The 20,148-nt window shown below is 47.3% G+C and carries 9 protein-coding genes; 2 read left to right on the top strand and 7 right to left on the bottom strand.

From position 1 onward, the window contains the following. Positions 1-63: 63 nt before the first annotated feature. The 4 genes from FHS17_RS12775 to FHS17_RS12760 all read right to left on the bottom strand — a co-directional run bounded on the left by FHS17_RS12775 (position 64) and on the right by FHS17_RS12760 (position 13,375). Complete coding sequence (locus tag FHS17_RS12775) at positions 64-9,438, bottom strand: hemoblobin-interacting domain-containing protein (protein WP_167278773.1); 9,375 nt, start codon at positions 9,436-9,438, stop codon at positions 64-66. A 158-nt stretch (positions 9,439-9,596) separates the two neighbouring features. Beyond that, positions 9,597-11,375, bottom strand: coding sequence for an extracellular solute-binding protein (locus tag FHS17_RS12770; RefSeq protein WP_167278772.1), 1,779 nt, complete (start codon positions 11,373-11,375; stop codon positions 9,597-9,599). Positions 11,376-11,512: 137 nt separating this feature from the next. Next, the gene (locus tag FHS17_RS12765) at positions 11,513-12,391 is read right to left on the bottom strand and encodes a carbohydrate ABC transporter permease (RefSeq protein WP_167278771.1); all 879 of its coding nucleotides are present in this window, start codon (positions 12,389-12,391) and stop codon (positions 11,513-11,515) included. 18 nt (positions 12,392-12,409) lie between these two features. After that, positions 12,410-13,375 (bottom strand): ABC transporter permease, encoded by a 966-nt coding sequence (locus FHS17_RS12760; RefSeq protein WP_415639843.1) that lies wholly within the window; start codon positions 13,373-13,375, stop codon positions 12,410-12,412. 162 nt (positions 13,376-13,537) lie between these two features. Here FHS17_RS12760 and FHS17_RS12755 point away from each other — a divergent pair, with 162 nt between their 5' ends. Both FHS17_RS12755 and FHS17_RS12750 read left to right on the top strand, forming a co-directional pair. Continuing rightward, positions 13,538-15,268 carry a sensor histidine kinase gene (locus FHS17_RS12755; protein WP_167278770.1) on the top strand — a complete coding sequence of 577 codons (1,731 nt, stop codon included), beginning with the start codon at positions 13,538-13,540 and terminating at the stop codon, positions 15,266-15,268. 77 nt (positions 15,269-15,345) lie between these two features. Continuing rightward, entirely contained in the window at positions 15,346-16,971 is a 1,626-nt protein-coding gene (locus tag FHS17_RS12750) for a response regulator transcription factor (protein WP_167278769.1), read from the top strand. A 72-nt stretch (positions 16,972-17,043) separates the two neighbouring features. Here FHS17_RS12750 and FHS17_RS12745 read toward each other — a convergent pair whose 3' ends face one another. The 3 genes from FHS17_RS12745 to uvsE all read right to left on the bottom strand — a co-directional run bounded on the left by FHS17_RS12745 (position 17,044) and on the right by uvsE (position 20,144). Continuing rightward, positions 17,044-17,901, bottom strand: a complete 858-nt coding sequence (locus FHS17_RS12745) for an inositol monophosphatase family protein (RefSeq protein ID WP_167278768.1) — start codon at positions 17,899-17,901, stop codon at positions 17,044-17,046. 205 nt (positions 17,902-18,106) lie between these two features. Next, a complete protein-coding gene (locus FHS17_RS12740) occupies positions 18,107-18,925 on the bottom strand; it encodes a sulfite exporter TauE/SafE family protein (RefSeq protein WP_243865347.1) in 819 nt (272 codons plus the stop codon). A gap of 202 nt (positions 18,926-19,127) precedes the next feature. Continuing rightward, entirely contained in the window at positions 19,128-20,144 is a 1,017-nt protein-coding gene (uvsE, locus tag FHS17_RS12735; RefSeq protein ID WP_167278766.1) for a UV DNA damage repair endonuclease UvsE, read from the bottom strand. Positions 20,145-20,148: the final 4 nt, after the last annotated feature.

The following is a 20,148-nucleotide window of genomic DNA, read 5'->3' as shown; positions in this document are numbered from 1 at the left end:
AACATCAAAAAGCCACCTTATCGGCTGCCATCAGGCAGTTCGATGAGGTGGCTTTTCTAGTACCTAGTAAATCTCAATCTCATATAACGATGGACCGTAGGCAGCAAGGCCTTTCTCCATTACATAAATCCGTACATATTGGCCTTCTGCCGGAGCAGCAAGATTAATCGTCTGCTTCAAGCCTTCCCCGCTTAGGGATTGGCCGGTAATGGTATGAACCGTCGTCCAGCTGTCATTGCTGGACAGATCAGCTCCTGGTTGAGCCACTTGAATGACAAGTGATTTACCGTATGCTCCTTCCCAATTCAATACAAGCTTATTGAAGGTCTCTACCGCACCAAGATCAACATAAATCCATTCCGGATGGTTATCCGTATTTGCTTCCCAGTCTGCACCCCATCTGGAGCCTTGATCACCGTCAGTCGCCTCCGTTGCTAGATAAGGGCCTTGCGCAGAAGAAGCGACTGCCGATTTGTTCAATGCTAGATTGATAACTGGAGCGTCTGCCGCTGTAATGACTTGCGTCACCGCAGCATCCGAATAGCCGCTTGCTTCAATGACGATATTGTAGCTGCCAGCTGCCGTGAATACTGTTGAGGCAAGAGCAATTCTGCCGCTTTCCACTTTGAATTGCTCAGCAGCAAGCGATGTCCCGTTAACCTTCACGGCAGACACAGCACCTTCCCACGCTGCGTCGCCCGTAAAGCTCAGATCAATGCTTTTGCCTGCTTGGTTATCTGTTGTATCTGCTGTTAAAGCAGGTGGCGCTGCTGTAACAGGACCTGTCGCTTCCGCTTCAGAGCCATACACTTCGAACTCCCAAAGGGATGGACCGTATGGAGGGAAGCCTTTTGTTGTCACATACACTCTGATGTACTGACCAACAGCTGGTGAGTCTAGCAAAATAGCATCTTGTATTTTGCCCGAGCCAGTCAGTGTGCGGTCCAGATGCTTAACCGTTGTCCAGCTGTTCGTATCACTAAGATCAGCACCCGGCTGAGCAACTTGAATATCAAAGGTTTTGCCGTAAGCTGTTTCCCACAGCAGGTTCAATCTCGTAATGGAATATACCGCACCAAGATCAATATAAACCCATTCTGGATTACTGCCTGTTGCAGCTTCCCATCTTGTTCCCTGATTGCCATCAAGTACGGCTGCTGCCTGACTGTTATTAGCATTAGACGAAGCAGCAGCTGTCTTACCCAGGGCCAGATTCACATCCGCCGTAATAGCTTGCGTCACTTCACTGTCTGCGTAGCCCGTAGCAGCTACCGTTATCGTGTAGCTGCCGGCGGCTGTAAATACGCTGGCATTCAGTGTGATTTTGCCTGCTGCAACGGTGTATTGATTGGCTGCAAGAGCAGCATTATTCACTTTTACAGCTGTAATTGCATTTTCCCATGCGGTATTGCTTGAGAAGGTAACATCGATGCTGCTGCCTGCTTTATTATCCGAAGAATCGGCTGTCAGAACTGGCCCAAGAGGCAGTACTGGATCCGGATTAGACGGGTTGCCATATACTTCGAATTCATAGAGCGAATAGCCATAGGTCGTACCTCTTACGGTGCCGTAGATACGTACATGACGGGCTTCTTCTCCATGCAGGGTAATGTTGTCGATCCCCCCGTTGCCGGATGGCTCGGTGAAGATTGTCGTCCAGTCGTTATCTCCCGGCGTTTCCGCTGCAGAGACTTGAACGGTATAGGTCTTACCGTAAGCCCCTTCCCAGCTGAGCATAATGCTGTCGAGCTTATAAAGCTTTTTCAGATCGAGCGAAATCCACTGTGGATCTTGAGAAGCGCTCTCCCATCTTGTACCCATATTGCCATCAATGGCATTAGCCGCGGGCTGATTGTTGAATGAAGCCGTTGCCGTGCTTCCGATCGCAGCATTCTTCGCATTGGTCTTCACTTCCTGCGATACCTCCGCAGCCGCATAACCATTAGCCAGAATAGCAATCGCATACTTCTTGATAGACGGGAAGAGCGATGGGTCAAACGTGATTTTGCCAGCTGCAATCGTATACTTGCTTGCATCAACTGCTGCGCCGTCGATCATGATGCCTGTAATTACATTTCTCCAAGTTGTGTTGTCCGTAAAGGTCAGCTCAATTGGATTAGTTAATTTATTATCTGTTGCATCGGCAGCTACAGCTGGTGGTGATACTTTCTCGCGGACAGCTACCTCGTCGATCGTGATCGTATGCTCACCTTCTGGTGTCACTTGATCACCGTTAATCACATTACCAAGCAGGTACTTCACGGTTAAGGTCATATCAGCGGTTGGTTTCAGCACTTTCGAGTAGACAGCTTCATCACCCGTAATAAAGAACACCACTTGCTGATTATTGTTGTAGCCGGTCAGTTCTACCAGAATCGGACGGTCAACCGTAGACGAAACTTTAAAGCTAAGCTCATACGTTTTGCCGGCTTTCAGCTGAATACCGGATTGCATGAACTGCGTGGACCACGTGTAAGGCACATGCCATTGCTGATCCAAACCGCCGTTATAGTTAATTTGGATCTTAGCCTTCTCACCTTCTACAGAAATAGAAGAGTAATCATCAGCGCCTTTCCAGGACTCCCAGTTCGACGTGCCGTTCGTGAAGCTGCCGTTCAGAACCAGATTGCCGTCGCCGGAGAAGACTTGCTGCGTGATTACAGCATCGCCATACCCACTAGCTGTTACTTTTACTGGATAGTTCCCGTCAACCGAGAAGACGTCCGAGTGAAGCGTCAATGTGCCAGCTGTTACGGCATATTGCGAAGCATTTAATACCACACCATTTACGGAAACCGATGTGATAGCCCCTCTCCAAGCCGCGTCATCCGCAAAAGGAATGACGATTTCTTGGCCAGCCAGATTATTTGTGCTGTCCGCAACCATTGTTGGCGGACGTTTCACTGGTGTATTTTCCACCTCAAGCACAACGTTATCGATCCATACGGTACCAACTACTGCGTTAGGTGTTTTGCCCAGCATGATTTTAAGGGCAAGCAGCTCATCGGCATTCGGACGAATCGTAAAGGTTAGATGTGTCCAGTCTGTACCGATAGATTGAAGACCTGAATCAAATTTCCTTACGTAGGATGCATTCTCAAGTGTAGCCTGCAAATCGCGGGCAACGGATGCTTTCACATCAAACTCAAGCGTATAGGTCAAACCTTTCTTGAAGCTCATGCCGCCTTGAATCAGCATGTTGCTGTACGGTTGGTTGCCTACGCTTGTTACATTGATCTTTGCAGCGCCATCCTCCGTCGTAAATAGTGCTGCTCCGCCCTCTTGTGAATTCTGCTCCCAGCCCAGCAGGCCAGCGAAGAAATCACCGTTTTTCAGCGGGAATAGATCTACGCCTGTGAAGTCGAAGTTGTTATTGGTTGTACGGATCAGGGATACGTTGTCGATCACAACATCCGCGTCACTTCCTCCAAGTCCAAAGACAAGTTGCCCTTCTTCATCCGTTATGCCAACAGGCATTGTGAAGGTGAATTCCTGATTACTCATTGCAGTACCAACTGTAAAGTCATCCGAAGCATAGACGGTGCTGCCATCTTTACTTACGAATGAAACGTTAATCGAACGATCCGATTCCGCAGAAGCCTTGAAGGTCAGCTTATAGGAATCGTTTTGCAGCAGATTGATCCCTTTTTGCGTCAGCGTTATGTCCGCTGGAATGTCGCCACCGTCAGTAATCGCTGCCTCTAGCTGTCTAACAACAGGGTCAACCGATGCAGATGCATCCGCGTCGCCGGATGTAGAGAAGTTCCAGTAAGACATACGGTCCATCGTACCAAGATCGAAGTTTCCATTATAGACGTGCTGTCCATTGCCAAGCGGAGCCTTTGGACCATTAGCTTGAGAGACACTATCTACTTCTTCGATTTTAATATTGCCGATCCATACCGTATTCGTATTGAGACCAAGATTAAGCTCCAGTCGTGCAGCCAAATCTGTATCGTTGTTCATCAAGAAGCGGTATTCATAATGCTTCAGATTAGTCGTCAGAGCTGCGTCGAAATTATCCGAATATGCGCCCCAGCCATCATCAGCATCTCCGCCAACCTTCAAGCTCATGTTTCTTGCTGCCGATGCTTTAGCATCAAAGCTGATTTTGTAAGCATGGCCTTTCGTAATCGTCGCATACTGAATTAATTGCAGAGCGTAGTTCTGACCGCCGCCGTTTGTAATGGATACTTTAGCGAACTTATCGTCACCAATGGTATCGACGGTTGCAGAGCCTGCGCCGCCAAAATCAGGCGTATGCAGGAAGTTCCAGTAGTTCGCATCAAGCGCTTGTGTAGAGTCTGTAATATCCGTCAGACCATGCTCGAAATCCTGGTCAACGATTGCTTTTGCGTTTGCTGGGATGTCGTCCTTCGAATCCGGCTCTACCGGCGTACGGTAAGGGCGGCCTGTCAGATCATAAGCACGGACGTAGTCGACTTCCATTTTCGCTGGCAGGTCGCTGTCTGCTGGCAATCGGTTGCCGTCAAATTGACCGCCAACTGCCAAGTTCAGAATAATATAGAACGGTTTGTCAAACGGTGCAGGGTAAGCATATTTATCTGGCTGATCTGCTCCCCAGCTGTTCCAGTTGTTAACAGTTTGATACAGCGTGCCATCCACATACCAGCGGATCTCACCTGGCTCCCACTCTACCGAGTAGGTATGATAGCCCGTAATAGACTCGCCCTCAGGGAAGTTATAAGCTGCCCCTGTTGCTTTATTATTCGGAGCGTTTTTGCCGTAATGGATAGTTCCGCCAACTTCTTCTGGCAGACGTCCTCTAGCTTCCATAATATCAAGCTCGCCAGAAGCTGCCCAGCCGCCATATTCGCTGTCAGCGGGCATCATCCAGAAGGCTGGCCAAATGCCTGTTCCTTCTGGAAGTTTCATTCGAGCTTCGAATTTACCATAAGCCTTCGTAAACGTATTGCTGGTCCATAGACGGCCAGAGGTATAAGGCTTACCGTTAAATGTTTCTTTCTTAGCTGTAATAACAAGGTTACCCGTTTCCGGATCTACGGTAATGTTTTGCTTGCGGTAGTATTGCTGCTCGTTATTCCCCCAATCGGCCACGCCATATTCGGAGCCGTTACCTTCTTGGTAGCCCCATTTGGACAGGTCGACACCGTTTGTATCTGGAGTAACCGTATCACCGTTAAATTCGTCAGACCACACGAGTGACCACATTTGCTCCGTTTCAATCGTTTGTGTCACCTGCCCGAGCTCATAACCGGAAGCTTGGAATACAATGACGTGATCGCCTGCAGTCGTAAAGACACTTGCTTTAATCGTGATGCTGTTTGTTCCAACGGTATAGTCTGCTCCTGCAAGAGCTGTTCCGTCTACCGTAATCGCTTTAATCGAGCTGCTCCAGCCCGGCTGGAAAGCGATGGTTAGCGTAATATCTTTGCCAAGGCTGTTGTCTGTGATATCCGGCGTTACAATTGGTGCGGAAGTGAGCCGGATATCATTGACTAATGGGGCTTTTTCGCCTAATGCATCCTTCGCGCCTTTCCGTTCGAATCGGACATTATCAATAAAGACGTCATGGACGGCCAAAGCATCGCCATTCTTACCAAGCAGATATTTCAGTCCTACCGTATCATCCTTTGGCATCGTGAACTCAAACGAGTAGCTCTTGGTCGTTTCACCAAGTGTTACTTTCTCATTCAGATAACGTGTGTAGGTACCGTTCTCTGCGATCACTTCCATGTTCTTCGCAAGTGTAGATCTTGCATCGAACGTAACGATATAAGTCATGTCTTTCTTAACGAGCAGAGGCTGTTGATACAACATCACATCCCAAGGATTCGCACCAACATTCTCAACGTTCACCTTGGCTCTGCCGCTTGTAAAATCAAAGGTTGCTTTGGAGTTACCGTCGTATACGCCTTGCACATGCTGAGACCAATTAGCACCTTCGTTTGCAAAGTAGCCGTTCTTTAATAGGAAGGCTTTGTCTCGGGCACCTTTAATCTCTACGCGTACATTATCCATGTACACATCATGTGCTCCAGCTGGATTTGTTGTTTGCTTGCCAAGCAGTACTTTAAAGGATGCTAGAGTATCAGCTGTAACAGGCAGTTCGTACGTAAACGTCTGGTAATCTGCCGTCAAATGCTCCATCTTCGAGAGCAGTCTTCCTCCAGCATTATCTACCACAATTTCAACGTCACGTTCTGCAGTCGATTTGAGATCTACGGATACGACGTAGGTATTGTCTTTGTTCAGATTGAAGTCATTTTGCATCAGCATAACGTCCCATGGATTGTTGCCAACGCTGCTAACATTAACTTTCATGCTGCCTGCATCTTCGGTGTATCCGGTCACTTTGTCCCAGCCGTCATAGGAGCCCTGAACATGTAAATTCCAGGAGGTCTTGCCGTTTGAGAAGTCACCGTTCTTGAGCGGGAATTGATCCGCTAGCGGCAGATCACCGATGCCATTGTTAGTGAGTCGAGTCATAACGACATTATCGATAGTTACATCTGCATCATTACCACCAAGCATAAAGACAAGAGTCGCTTTGTCGTCTGCCGCTTCGGCAGAGTTGAAGTTCACCGTCTGTACAGCAGATGACGCGATCAGGTTCACTTCAATAGGATCAACCACATTTGTGCCGTCCTGCTTTTGAATACCGACCTTAATGGTACGGTTTGATGTTGCACTTGCCTTAAACTTCACTTCATAATCATTGTTTGGAATGAGGTTTACGCCTTTTTGCAGCAATGTAATCGAAGCGGCTCCGGTACCGCCGTTTGTAATATTTGCTGTGAACTCGCGAGCATCTGGATCAACCGAAGCCGTTGCTGCTGCTCCGTCTGCCGTATTAAAATGCCAGTACGTGAGGCGGTCCAATCTACCAAGATCAAAGCTGCCGTTATAGACATGGTTGCCTTGGATTGGCTCCTTAGCAGCATCCTCGTTGTACGGATCCGGTGCATCTACTTCTTCCAGCTTCACATTGCCAATCCAGACAGGATTCGTATTGAGACCAATATTTAGCTCAAGTCGAGCGAGAACATCGGTATCCGCTGCCATCTGGAAAGTCATGCTGTAGTTCTTGAACTCATCAGTCAAGTTAACGGATAAGACATCCGAATAAGTGCCCCAGCCGCGGTCAGCCCCGCCGCCAATCTTGGCGGACATTGTCCGGTTCGTGCTGGATTTTGCATCAAAGGACAGCTTGTAATATCTTCCTTTTCCAACCGTCACATTCTGTATAAGCTGTACCGCGTAGTCTTGAGAACCACCGTTTGTAATCTCTGCTTTCGCATAAGTGGTACCGCCAATCACATCAGTTCCGATTGAACCATTACCATTGTAGGTAGGTACGTGAACGAAATTCCATTTTTCCGGATCGAGTGTATCTGTATCCGTTGTCACCGTCTTGAAGCCATTTGCGAAGTTCACATCATGCACATAGTTGCCATTAATCGCTTCTTTATGATCAGCAGGCAATGGTTCCCGATCTACCTTCGGCTCCTCAAGACCAGCAGTTGAATATCCGCCTTTCTTGTCGTACACGCGGACATAATCTACTTCCATTGTCCGGGCGTTGTCGTCCGTTGGCATTCTGCCGCCATCGAAGTTACCGCCAACTGCTAGGTTCAAAATCATATAAAACGGCTTATCAAATGGTGCCGGATAAGCATATTTCGCTGGTTGATCAATCCCCCAGCTGTTCCAATTGTTCTGCGTTTGATAGACTTTGCCGTCTACCAGCCAGCGAATTTCGCCTGGTTCCCACTCAACGGCGTAAACATGCTCACCGCTAAAATCTACTCCTTCTGGGAAGGTATATTTGTTACCTGTATAGCGGTTACCAGGAGCGGCTTTACCATAATGAATCGTTCCTGAAACTTCACCTGGCAGTCTGCCTACAGCCTCCATAATGTCAATTTCACCGGAGGATGCCCATGTACCATATTCACTAGTTGCCGGCATCATCCAGAAGGCTGGCCAGAAGCCTTGACCTTTTGGCAGCTTCAACTTCGCTTCGAATTTACCATAAGCTTTGGTGAACGTGTCCTGTGTGAAAATTCTGCCCGATGTATAAGGCTTATTATTGGTGTTTGCTTCTTTCTTTGCTGTGATGACAAGTTTGCCATCTTCTACTTTCATATTGTCAGCTTCATAACTTTGCTGCTCATTATTGCCCCAGCCATCCAGGCCATATTGCGAGCCTGTACCAAGCTGGTATCCCCACTTATCGAGGTTTACACCATTCGTGTCGAGATGGCTGCCTGTTCCGTCAAACTCATCATTCCAGACCAGCTCCCACTCTTCCTCGTCCGGTGTTGGTGTCGGTGTTGGTGTAGAATTCGTGCTTCCGTTTCCGCTATTACTGTTGCTACTCACTTGCTTCTGCCCTTTGTCCAGCTTGTTTCCATTCAAGGTAGAATCAGATGAATTATTGTTCAAATGATCAATATCCGTATTTTCTGTTTCAAGAACCGTATTCGTATTAAGATCCATATCATCGATATCAGAGTCCTCAATCACAACACGTACTGGTCCTTCTTTCTTATCTACGACGATATTGTGCGCCTTCACATTATGAAAATGAATACTATGAACACCACCGCCACTTACATAGATGGTGCCTTTCACCTCAGAATCTTTCAGCGTGAAATCGCCTTCAGCAATGCCCGCAGTTAAGAACAGATTACCGCCGATGGCTGCATCCTCAAGTGTGACTCCGTCTTTGTTCACCAGCGCATTGCCAGTCAGCTGCTGATCCTTGTAAGTACCAGCTTTCGTGTAAGCCTCGCCTGCCAAACGATCTAGCAGCACAACTGCTTCTGCACGAGTGATCGATTTGAGCGGCTGAACGGTGCCGTTAGGGAATCCTTTCAGATAGCCCCCGCTTACTAATTGGGCAAATGATTCTACTGCAAATGCGCCAACTTGCGTTTTATCATTAAAGGCACTTAAAGGGTCATTGCCTGTTACTGCAGGCAGACGGAACAATCCTGCTGCAATTTTCGCAGCTTCCTGTCTCGTAATGGCCGCATTTGGCTTGAATGTTCCATCTGGGTAACCATTAATGAAGCCTGCTTTTTTACCAATAGCAATCTGATCCGTATACCATGCACCAGCTGCTACATCAGAAAAGCTATCGTCGCCTTTCACTGTGAAGCCAAACAAGCTGTTAATCAATTTCGTAAACTCTGCACGTGTAATTTGCTGTTCCGGCTTAAAGCTGCCGTCCGGATAACTTGCGACAAGTCCTTTCGAAGTCCACTCGCCTACTTGCTCCGCTGCCCAGTGCCCGGTTACATCAGCAGGTCCAACACTTACGGGTTCTGCAGCTTCCGTTGAAGCATAAGCAGCAGATGGAAGATAGCTTGCTAGAATCATGACCGACATGACTAGTGACAGCATCCGTCTCATACGAAGACGACTGCCTTTTCTCTTTCTTTGTATCAACGCCGTTTCCCCTCTCTTACGTTATTCTTAGGGAGTCTCTCATGCTGTTAACGCTTTCAGAATATTAAAAATATATATTTTGGCAATAGAAAAGGAACGCCCTGGCATAAATATGGCGTTCCTTATCCTGTTGCAAATACTTACTGCTTACTGATAGATTATTTCGAAGCGGAAGCGTACCATTCGTTAACTTCTTTCGTCACTTGGTCGCCGCCGGATTTCTTCCAGTTCTCTACCATTGTATCGAACGAGTCGATTGGTGCTTGGCCGTAGATGATTTTGGAGAACGATTCGTTAACAAGCTTGTTGAGCAATTCGTTCTTCGATTTCATCGTTTCCGTCAGAGGACCTTGGAAGTAGTTTTTCATACGAATATCTTTTTGCTCCATAACGATCTTCATCGCATCTACATTCTCTGGCTTACGAATCGCTTTGGTTTGCTCTTCGTAAGGAGTCGTCATCGCTTCACCATTAGCAATCTTGATCATTGTATCTGCATACAGTGAAGGTTGACGAGCGCCTTCAAATGTCAGCGAGTAGTAGATTGGCTCTACAAGATGTGTACGGTCTGCATAGTTCGGGAACAGGTCCGGATATTTTTGCGGATCTTTTGTAATTGTGCCATCTGGCAATTTAGCCCAATCATAGCCTTCAGCGAAGCCGTTCTCGAACTGACTGCCTTTTGCTGGGTTAGCCCAGTTATCGAAGAAGAAGTTATAGTAACGGAGCAGCGCTTCAGGATGCTCTGCTTTTTTGTTGATCAGCATCCAGCCGTTAACGGATGGGTTACCGCTTTGGGAACCAATTTTACCGTCTGGTCCAGCAGGAATTGCGTATGCTTTGTATTTCGCGCCTGGAACGTTGTTGATCAGATCGCCAAACGGCCAGTCTGGCAGCCAGTTACGGCCTACGATTGCGCCTGCTTGACCTTTCGTGAAGAACTCGGAACCCGAAGTATCATCCTTCAAACCGGAGTCTTTCGAGATCCAGCCTTTATCCATCCAGTTTTTCAATGTACCAAGAGCTTGCTTCGCAGCTGGATCAACTGAACCAAATGCCAGCGTACCGTCTGCAGCTTTATTCCATTGGCCAGGCATTGTACCGTATGCACCAAACAGCCAGCTTACATCTGTCATCCAGTTCAGGAAGCCGTTCTTGAAGCCAAGCGCCATACCAAATGTATCTGGTTTGCCGTTGCCGTCTGGATCTTTGGTTGTGAACGCATCCATGATGACTTCGAGATCAGCAACTGTTTTTGGAGCTTGCAGACCTAGTTTATCCATCCAGTCTTGGCGGAGCCACAGCACCATATCATCGTTGTATGCGTAGTCGAGAACTGGAAGAGCCATTTTCTCGCCGTCACGTGTTACAGGAAGGAATGTATCCGGGTTCAGAGCAGCTGCTTTTTTGTACTCGTCGCCAGCGTATTTATCAAACAAATCGTTAACCGACATGAATTGACCGGAGTCAATCAGCATGTTAACTGTTTCCATGTCACCACGGTAAGTAATAACGTCAGGCATTTTCTCGCCGGAAGAAAGCATCAGACGAAGCTTTGTTTTGTAAGCGTCGTTTGTATCTGTTACTACCCAGTCATATTTCACATCAATGCCCAGGTTTTTTTTCATATACTTTTGCAAAACGTTGTTTTCCATCGTTTCGCCAGTCTTGAAGAAGTAGTTCGTACCTACGCCTTTTACTGTTGAAAGAGTAATAGGCTCAGCATATTTCGTGCCATCCCAGCCTGTTTCGTCCACGCCGCTGCCCGCGTCGTTAGTAGCCGCATTGTTTGTAGCTGCTGCGTTGCCAGAGTTTGAAGGTTTTTCGCTAGCTGGCTGGTTGTTGCCGTTATTATTGTTCGATCCGCATGCCGCGAGGCTTGCTGCAAGTACACCAGTCAACGAAACGAGCATTAGCTTTTTCATTGAATTACGCATTGTTTTCCCCCCGTAATATGATTATTCCTATATGAGAGCGCTTTATTTACTCTCAAGTAATACTATAGTCTTGGTTTTCACTGTTATAAATACCATAATTTTGAGTAACATACCATTATTTTATCTTCCTGAAACAATTACTCTTTTACCGCACCTAGGACAATCCCTTTGACGAAAAAGCGCTGCAGGAACGGATACACAAGGAGTACTGGAAGCATCCCGATGAAGATCTGCGCTGCCTTAACGGTACGCTGCGAGATATTCTTCAGCTCGTTCACGTCCGGGTTCAGCTTACTGAAGTCCTGCTGGACGATAACCGTCTGCAAGAAGGTTGCGAGCGGGTAATTACGATAATCGTTAATATAAAGCAAAGCGTCAAACCATGCATTCCAGTTGCCAACAATCGTGAACAACGACATCGTTGCAATTGCCGGCATTGCTAGAGGAAGATAGACTCGGAACAAAATCGAGAAATGCCCTGCCCCGTCGATGAAAGCTGCTTCCTCCAGTTCTTTGGGAGTTGCACGGAAGAAGTTCATCAAGAGAATCATATTGAATACAGCAACCGAGCCTGGAAGAACAAGCGCCCAAATCGTATTCATCATGTGGAGATTACGAATGACGATATACAGAGGAACGATACCGCCGCTGAACCACATCGTAAATACGAAATACCAAGCATATCTCGACCGGCTCTTGAATACCGTTGTATCCTTCGACAGCGCATAGCCGCCTAATGTAATAACCGCTAGTGTAATCGAGGCACCAAGCGCTGTTCGAAAGATCGAAATCCAGAACGCCCGGAGGAAGTTCGGGTTATTCATTGTTTTCGTATACGATTCCGTGTTGAAGTCTACCGGCCACATGCCAACCAAATGCGCATTCGCAGGGGCACTGGCACTAAAGCTGATCGAAAGAATATGAATGATTGGTATAATACACAGCAGTCCCGCGAGACTTAAGAGGAGATAGTTAAAGACAGAGAATGCTCGATAGCCAAATGTTTTCTGATACATGTACGCAGGTACCCCTTTCTAGAAGATTTTATAATCCGCATATTTGTGAGCGAGCTTGTAGCCAACAATGATGAGCACGAATCCAATCAAGGATTTAAATATGCCCACTGCCGTCGCCAGGCTGTACTGCCCATTCAGAATACCCGTCCGATAGACGAAGGTATCAATGATATCGCCTTTATCGTAGACAAGCGGATTATACAAGTTGAAGATTTGGTCGAAGCCTGCGTTCAAAATATTACCGAGTGCAAGCGTACCTACAACGATAACAATTGGCAAGAGCGAAGGGATCGTAACATGCCAGGTTTGCTTCCAGCGAGTTGCACCATCCACTTCTGCTGCCTCATAGAGAGAAGGATTAACTCCCGCAAGCGCTGCCAAGTAGACGATTGTACCGTAACCAAATTGCTGCCATACATCGCTTAGTACGACTACAAATCGGAACCAGTCCCCATCTCCCAGGAACAAGATCGATTCTTTCATCCCGAACCAATCATGAAGGACGGAGTTAATAATGCCATCCGAAGCCAGCATATCGTTCAGGATCCCGCCGAGGAATACCCAGGAAATAAAGTAGGGTAGATATACCAAGGTTTGAACAGTACGTTTGAATGGATTAAAGTTCACTTCGTTCAGCAGAAGCGCGAAGATGAACGGCACAATAATACCGCATATAATCTTCAGGCATGCAATAAACGCCGTGTTCGTGATCACTTGCTGAATGTCCGGATAATCGAACATAAACTTGAAATGCTCAAGCCCAACCCACTTGGAATGGAAAATACCATCGTAAGGTTTATAGTCTTGAAAAGCGATTACCAATCCCCCGAGAGGTACGTACACAAAGATGAATTGCAAGATTACTGCCGGAAGCAACATGAGATGCAGCGGCCATGTCCTCTTCAGGAAACCTCTTGCTTTTGTTTTTTCAGTGTTCTCTCCAATGACCTCATTACGGGCTATCGCCTTTGTTGTTGTCCCCATCCCCATTGTCCTTTCCGCTATTCTTTTTGTCGATTGACAGAGTCTCATCATGATGTATAGTAAGTATAGCAATCGGGGAATCGGCAAGTCTGCGCCAATGATTTTAGAACGATACCCATTTCTTTTGTTTTCATCCACATTGATGCGGGGAGACGGACAAGGATGTCGCTTAGATTGAATACGTTTACAAAAATAGTCGGCATTATCGTTTTGCTGCTTATTCCGATTATCGCGCTCTATTGGTTTTCTAATAAAACAAGCATGGATGTTGTTATGAATGAAGTCGAAATATCTATGAATAAGGACTTGTCCTATTTTGCTGATAAGACGGATGAAACGGCAGAACAGCTTGCAAAGAGTGGTCTTATGATCACGGAAGATATCAACGTACGTACCCTCGAGTTTCTAGAGATTGCCACCCTATATGAACAAACGGATCAGAAGATTCGAATTGCCGACAAGCTTCGGCTGATCAATGCTTCCTCCGATTGGGACACAACAATCAGCATCTATGCGCCTGCAACCAATACCTTCGTTTCAACCGACTTCCACCTGGAATACAATAAAGATCTCGTCACGAAAAACTATTCAAAGGTATGGAAATATACCGAGAATGTCGCCCCCTACTATCAGAATAATCCAAGGTTTGTCCGATTTCTGACCGAACCTTATGACAGCTCCTCCGGTAACGCTGGGGTTATTGTAGAAGTCAGCTTTGCAGCAGATGAATTAGTAAAAGGGCTTGAACGCTTTAAACAAGGTGGCAAGGGAGATGCCTTCTTCGTTTCGCCCGAGCAGCAAATATTAGCCGTAAGAGGCTCTGACAAAGAGCTTCAGCAAACGCTGCTCTCTAAAGTAGATTTGAGTAAGCTGTCACACTCGCAGTACTCTCGTATTAAGCTAAACGGGACCGAATATACCGTGAACAGCGTCTACATGCCCGAGCTGGGCTGGTATCTGTTTGATTATTTACCGATTGATGATGTTGTCAGACCGATTACAGCAAACAGCAATCTTTTCTATATTTGTATCGTGTTTTTGCTTATCGGCAGTACGATTGCCGCCTATATCCTGTATACGAATGTCCAGGTACCAATACGGGAGCTTATTCGCGGTGTGAAGAAGCTGAAGAAAGGGGAATATCCGAAGCTGAAGGTCTTCCATCCGAATAATGAGTTCCACTTCCTGCTCGTCAGCTTCAACGATATGGCCGTCCAGATCGAGCAGCTGATCCAGAACGTCTATCTCGAACAGATCCGTTCAAGAGATGCTAACCTGAAGCAATTGCAGTCCCAGATCAATCCGCATTTCCTTTATAATTGCTTCTCTCTCATTCGCAGCTTAACGAGACTTGGAGAGAAAGAATCGGTTATGGAACTTGCTCTTCATCTCAGCCGTTATTACCGTTATACAACTAGATCCGAGAGACAGCTGGCCTACTTGCGAGAAGAAGTGGACCTTGTCAAAAGCTATCTAGCTATTCAAGCGATGAATGTCCAGGATATGACCTATGTCATTACAATTCCAGAGGCAATGGAAGAGCTCGAAATTCCAAGGCTTATCCTGCAGCCAATTGTAGAAAATGCCGTTGTGCACGGTTTGGAGCCTATCGGTACTGGCGAAGTCCAAATTACAGGCTCGCAAAATGACCGCTACAACCTCATTACCGTCACAGATAACGGCATTGGTGTTTCCGAGGAACAGCTCGCCCAGCTGAAGCTGCAAATGTCTATGCCTCCTACCGAGGATAAGGGCTGCGCGTTATGGAATACACGCCAGCGTATGCTGCTCCAGTATGGACAAGAAGCAGGCGTACGACTTTACCGTGGTGATGACGGTGGACTTACCGTTGAGTTGTATTGGCCAAATGAGACAAACATGCTTACGAAGTAAGAATTGCTTCACAATTCTTTAAGCCTATGCTTTCGAAGTAAGAATTGCTTCACAATTCTTTTTAGGAGGAATCTAACATGCGCCAACTTCTTATTGTAGATGACCAATCCATACTGGCAGATGATCTTGCAGATATGCTGCCATGGGATGAAGCGGGGATTGATGTCGTACATAAAGCTTATTCGGGTCCAGATGCGATCGAGCTGATGCATGTACACGCAATTGATGTCGTTATTACCGATATCCGGATGCCTGGCATGACAGGACTTGAGCTTATTCAGGAAATTAAACAGAACTGGAAGCATACGAAATGTATCCTGCTCTCCGGGTATTCCGATTTCGAATATACGAAGCAGGCACTGAAGCTGAAATCCACTGATTATTTGCTCAAGCCCGCAGCTGATGATGAGCTTCTTACTTCGGTCCGCAGGGCAATTAAGGAACTCGAACAGGAATGGCTCGAGATCAGCTCTATGCAGCGAGCTATGTACTCCCTTCGAGAACAATTGCCTAAGCTGCGGGAGTATTTGCTGCTTGATCTCTTAAGCGGCAAACAATCCATATCGCTTCAGCGATTATCGAAAAAGCTGGCGACCTATTCGATCCCTTTCCAGGAGGGAGATCCATTCCATGTCTTGCTGCTCCGATTGAATGATGAAGACCGGCTCTATGATGATGGTGAAAGTGAAGGCCTCATTGATTATGCCCTATCCAATATGGCGGAAGAAGTGTTTGGGGATCAGCTGGATATGTGGCATTGTAAGGATTCGAACGGATTTATTGTCTGTCTGTTAAAAGCTAAAGCTGGTTCTACCATTCCAACTGACCTCGATGGCTGGATCGAAAGCCATGCCTTCCAGCTGCAGCATGTTGTGAAGTCCTATCTCAAGGTCGGTATCTCCATTCTGACGAGTAAAGGCGGGACATTCCCACAAGATGTAAACCCGCTCTATCAGACTTCCATCACTAACTTCCGTCAGTTCATCGGTGGTGAGAGAGAACTATTCGTGTCGCTCGCCAAAGAGCCTACACGCGGAGCCCCTCAACTGCTCGGCGAACTGTACCGCCCGCCATCCGTCTTGCAGATGCTTGAGCTTGGTCAATGGGATACTGCAAACGACAAGCTTGAGGCGATTTTCCGGGAAATCGAAGAAGAATGGCGTGGTTCCCAAGAGCATGTGCTGGAAGCCTATTTCTCTATCGCTGCCTCTCTTGCTGCATTAGCTCACAAGAACAAGAAATGGCTCTCTGACATGATTGGCGATGATTTCCACGCTTTCGCGAACGGCAGTCCAATCAATTCCGTTGAGGATTTGCGTGCATGGACAAGCCGGTCCATCACTTCCTATCAGAAGTCAGTTAATAGTGAAGATAAGGATTCACGTTCGGGCATCATCCGTAAAGTCCAGGAATTTATTCATGGCCATTTGGAGCAGGCTTCGCTTAACTCCATCTCCACTCATGTTTACTTAAATCCTTCCTACTTGTCTAAGATTTATAAGACGGAGACCGGGGAAGGCATCAGCGAATATTTACTCCGTGCCAGGATGGAGAAGTCAGCTGAACTACTCGCCCAAACCGATGAGAAAATCTATGAAATCTCGGTCATGCTCGGCTATCAGAAGCCAAGCTATTTCATTCAATTATTTAAGAAGCATTTTGGCATCACACCTCAGGAATATCGGAATAAGGTTGCTAACTAAAGGTTAATCCGCAAATAAAAATAGCGGTACAGGGATATCCCTGTACCGCTATTTTTATCTTGGTACATCCTACTATTGCACTGCCTCCGCATTCGCAAGCGCCTCAAGGAATGGTTTATGCACCTTTCCATTCGAAGCTACGACATGGCGGACGCCAAGACTGTACGCCCCGCCTAGTGTATCGGTTACAATACCGCCGGATTCCTGTACCAGCAGCGCGCCTGCTGCGAGGTCCCAGCTGTTCAGACCAATTTCCCAGAAGCCGCTAAGGCGTCCGGCAGCGACATAAGCCATATGAAGGGCAGCGGAACCGCCTGAACGAATGTTACGCACTTGCGGCGCCATTGCTTGTAATCCCTTCATATTCAGCGGCAGTGCAAATTCTGCATCTGCCGGGAAGCCCGTTGCAATCAGGCTCGTCTTCAGAGTATCCTCGCCAGACACGCTCATCCGTTTGCCATGTACATAAGCGCCTTTGCCCTTCTCGGCAATAAACAGCTCATCCCGCATCGGATCATAAACAACCCCTAGAATAACTTCACCTTTATGGGCAAGGGCAATCGATACGACGAAAAACGGAAAACCATGAACAAAGTTGGTTGTCCCGTCAATCGGGTCAACAATCCATAGATACTCGGCATCGCTTAATTCTTCCAATGCACGCGCGGAGGCTTCTGGCCCTGGCTCAACACCCTCTTCACCTAGGAACGAATGATGAGGGAAATGTGTCAGCACAAGACGTTTAATCAATGTCTCAGAGCCTTTATCCACTTCTGTCACCAAATCATGCGCCGAATACTTTATATCAAGCTTCTCATAATTTCCTAGCTTAGACTTTATCCATTCTCCCGCTTTAGCCGCGCAGTTGATCGCCACGGCGGCGAAGCTTTTGCCTCCGACGACGGTGCCCTGCTGATCACCTACAGTCACAGTCCATCACTCTACTCTCGTCATAATTTAATGAATGCTTTAATTGTATGTTTGTAACTTATACGTATGACTTCCTATGCAAGTTTCACACAAGTGAAAACGGCTGCGTCATCCTTAGGAAGAGCAGCGTAAACTTCACGATGAAATAGTAGCTCAGTATAGTGAAATCTTACACTTCGTATATTTTAAAAATATTAACCTAGTGTTAAAGCTTCGTCAAACCTTCGTATATCAATTGGCCAGCCAGCAGCAATAACGTGATGCGCAGCAGCCATAGCAGACCTTTCCCACTCATGCGTCTAGCAATCATAGCTCCAAGTTTGCCGCCAATCCACGCTCCCGGCACCAGTGCCAGTACAATCCAATAATTGATTTCACCAAGAAAGCCATGCATCCCGCTCCCAAGAATGGATGAAAGGAAGATAACAAACATGGATGTCGCGGTAGCTGTATGCGGCGGGAATCGGAATAACAGCACCATCAGAGGAACAAATAAAGAACCGCCCCCGATCCCAAACAAGCCCGAAATCAACCCAACAGCAAAACCAATACTGAGTGCCGGAACCATCGCATAGCCATACGTATGCTCTTGCCCTTTGGCATCCACCACCGTCCGTTTGATCGGCCATTCCCTGGTAATCGGTTTCAAATAATCCTTAGCGATTAACAAGCCAGCCATAAGCAGCATGAATATGCCAAACGAAAGCGAGAATGCGGCGCCTTGGAACCGGCTTGTCAAAGCTGATCCAATCATCGCAGCTGGCCCGCTGGTGATAAAGAACAACCAGCCGCTGCGGAAATCGACCAGTTTCTTCTTCGCATAACTTAGAGTTGAAGCAAGTGCCGTTACAATCAGCATCGTGAGCGATGTACCTACGGCGGTCGCATGACTGATCTCACCGCCCGTGAGCTGCGACCCAAGGAGCATCAGCACAGGGACGATAATAATGCCCCCGCCAAGACCAACGATACTCCCGAACATCGCTGCAACAACGCCAAGCAGCGCTAGAAGAATCCACTCCAACACTTTTGCTTCACCGCTTTCTGAAGTCTCTGGATGCATCTCAATTATGTACCTGTATAAAACAACACCGCCAAGGTGAAACGCTCTGCGCTATCTTCTGACGGCGAGATGCGTTTCATTCCGGAGAATTCTAAGACCTGTTTATAAGACAAGACTTATAAATGCTTAGAATTCAAGGAGTCTACCTTGACGGTGCTAACGATTATGGCTCGATCTCAATGGTTCCGCCATCAAGAATCCGGATCCCGTCTTCCTGCGCGGCCCTTTCCTTCAAATCCTCCATCAGCTTGAGCAGAGCGGCATCCTTGCTCTTGGCTTCAAGCATACAATCAATCCTTGGCGTTGTAGATGCAACGCTTCGCAGAAACTGCACAAGCGGCTCTGGCTCCAGAAACTCTGCATGGCCGCGAGGATCCGAAAGACTTTTGGGACTCGAAGCATGAATTTTCGGCGGCAGTGCACCTTCTTTTAGCCCAAGGCGCTCCTCTTCCAGCTTCCAGGTACGTGCAATCCGCGGCCATAAGCCAGCAGACAGCTCGTCCATCGATACATCGCCGCTGTTGACGGCATGATGATGAATGTCCAGCACCATCGGCACGCCGACGGCTTCCGCTGCTGTCAGCGTTTCTCGAACATTAAATGTCTTATCGTCGTTCTCTAACGTAACTCGATGCTTGTACCTCGGCGATAATGCACCAAACTGCTCGATAAAACGCTCACTGGACAGCTTTTTATCGCCATAAGCTCCACCCATATGAATATTGCATTTCACGGTCTCGGGAAGCTCCATTGCCTCAAGCATCCGGATATGGTAATCGAGATCACGCTCGGAATTCACCAGAACCTCTGGCCGATTCGTGCTGAATACGCAAAAATGATCGGGATGGAACGAGGTCCTCATCCCTGTCTTAATTGCATAGTCGCCAAGTTCCTTCATCGTAGGACGAAGCACAACAAACGGATCCCAATCTGCAAGATCGCCGTGGGTAGCAAGCGGGATAAGCTTTGACGAGAATCGGTACATGTGGATGTCATGCGCATTAGCATGTTTCATGATACGAAGCGTGCTTCGCAGATTATCCTCTGCGATCCGCTCCATTTTCCGTATGCCGGCCTCTCGATCATTCAGCTTATTAAAGCTCGCAAATGTCATCGTCCGAGACGGTGAAGCATTCTCAAGAATCATACTCATGGCGACAAATCCGAACCGGACGATCATTATG

Source organism: Paenibacillus lupini, assembly GCF_011761355.1.
Lineage (GTDB): Bacteria > Bacillota > Bacilli > Paenibacillales > Paenibacillaceae > Pristimantibacillus > Pristimantibacillus lupini.
This window is presented reverse-complemented; position numbering and strand designations above follow the sequence as displayed.

Excerpts from the sequence above, each read along its gene's own strand:
- FHS17_RS12770 (WP_167278772.1), bottom strand. The coding sequence starts at position 11,375 with ATGCGTAATTCAATGAAAAAGCTAATGCTCGTTTCGTTGACTGGTGTA.
- FHS17_RS12765 (WP_167278771.1), bottom strand. The coding sequence starts at position 12,391 with ATGTATCAGAAAACATTTGGCTATCGAGCATTCTCTGTCTTTAACTAT.
- FHS17_RS12760 (WP_415639843.1), bottom strand. The coding sequence starts at position 13,375 with ATGGGGACAACAACAAAGGCGATAGCCCGTAATGAGGTCATTGGAGAG.
- FHS17_RS12755 (WP_167278770.1), top strand. The coding sequence starts at position 13,538 with ATGTCGCTTAGATTGAATACGTTTACAAAAATAGTCGGCATTATCGTT.
- FHS17_RS12750 (WP_167278769.1), top strand. The coding sequence starts at position 15,346 with ATGCGCCAACTTCTTATTGTAGATGACCAATCCATACTGGCAGATGAT.
- uvsE (WP_167278766.1), bottom strand. The coding sequence starts at position 20,144 with ATGATCGTCCGGTTCGGATTTGTCGCCATGAGTATGATTCTTGAGAAT.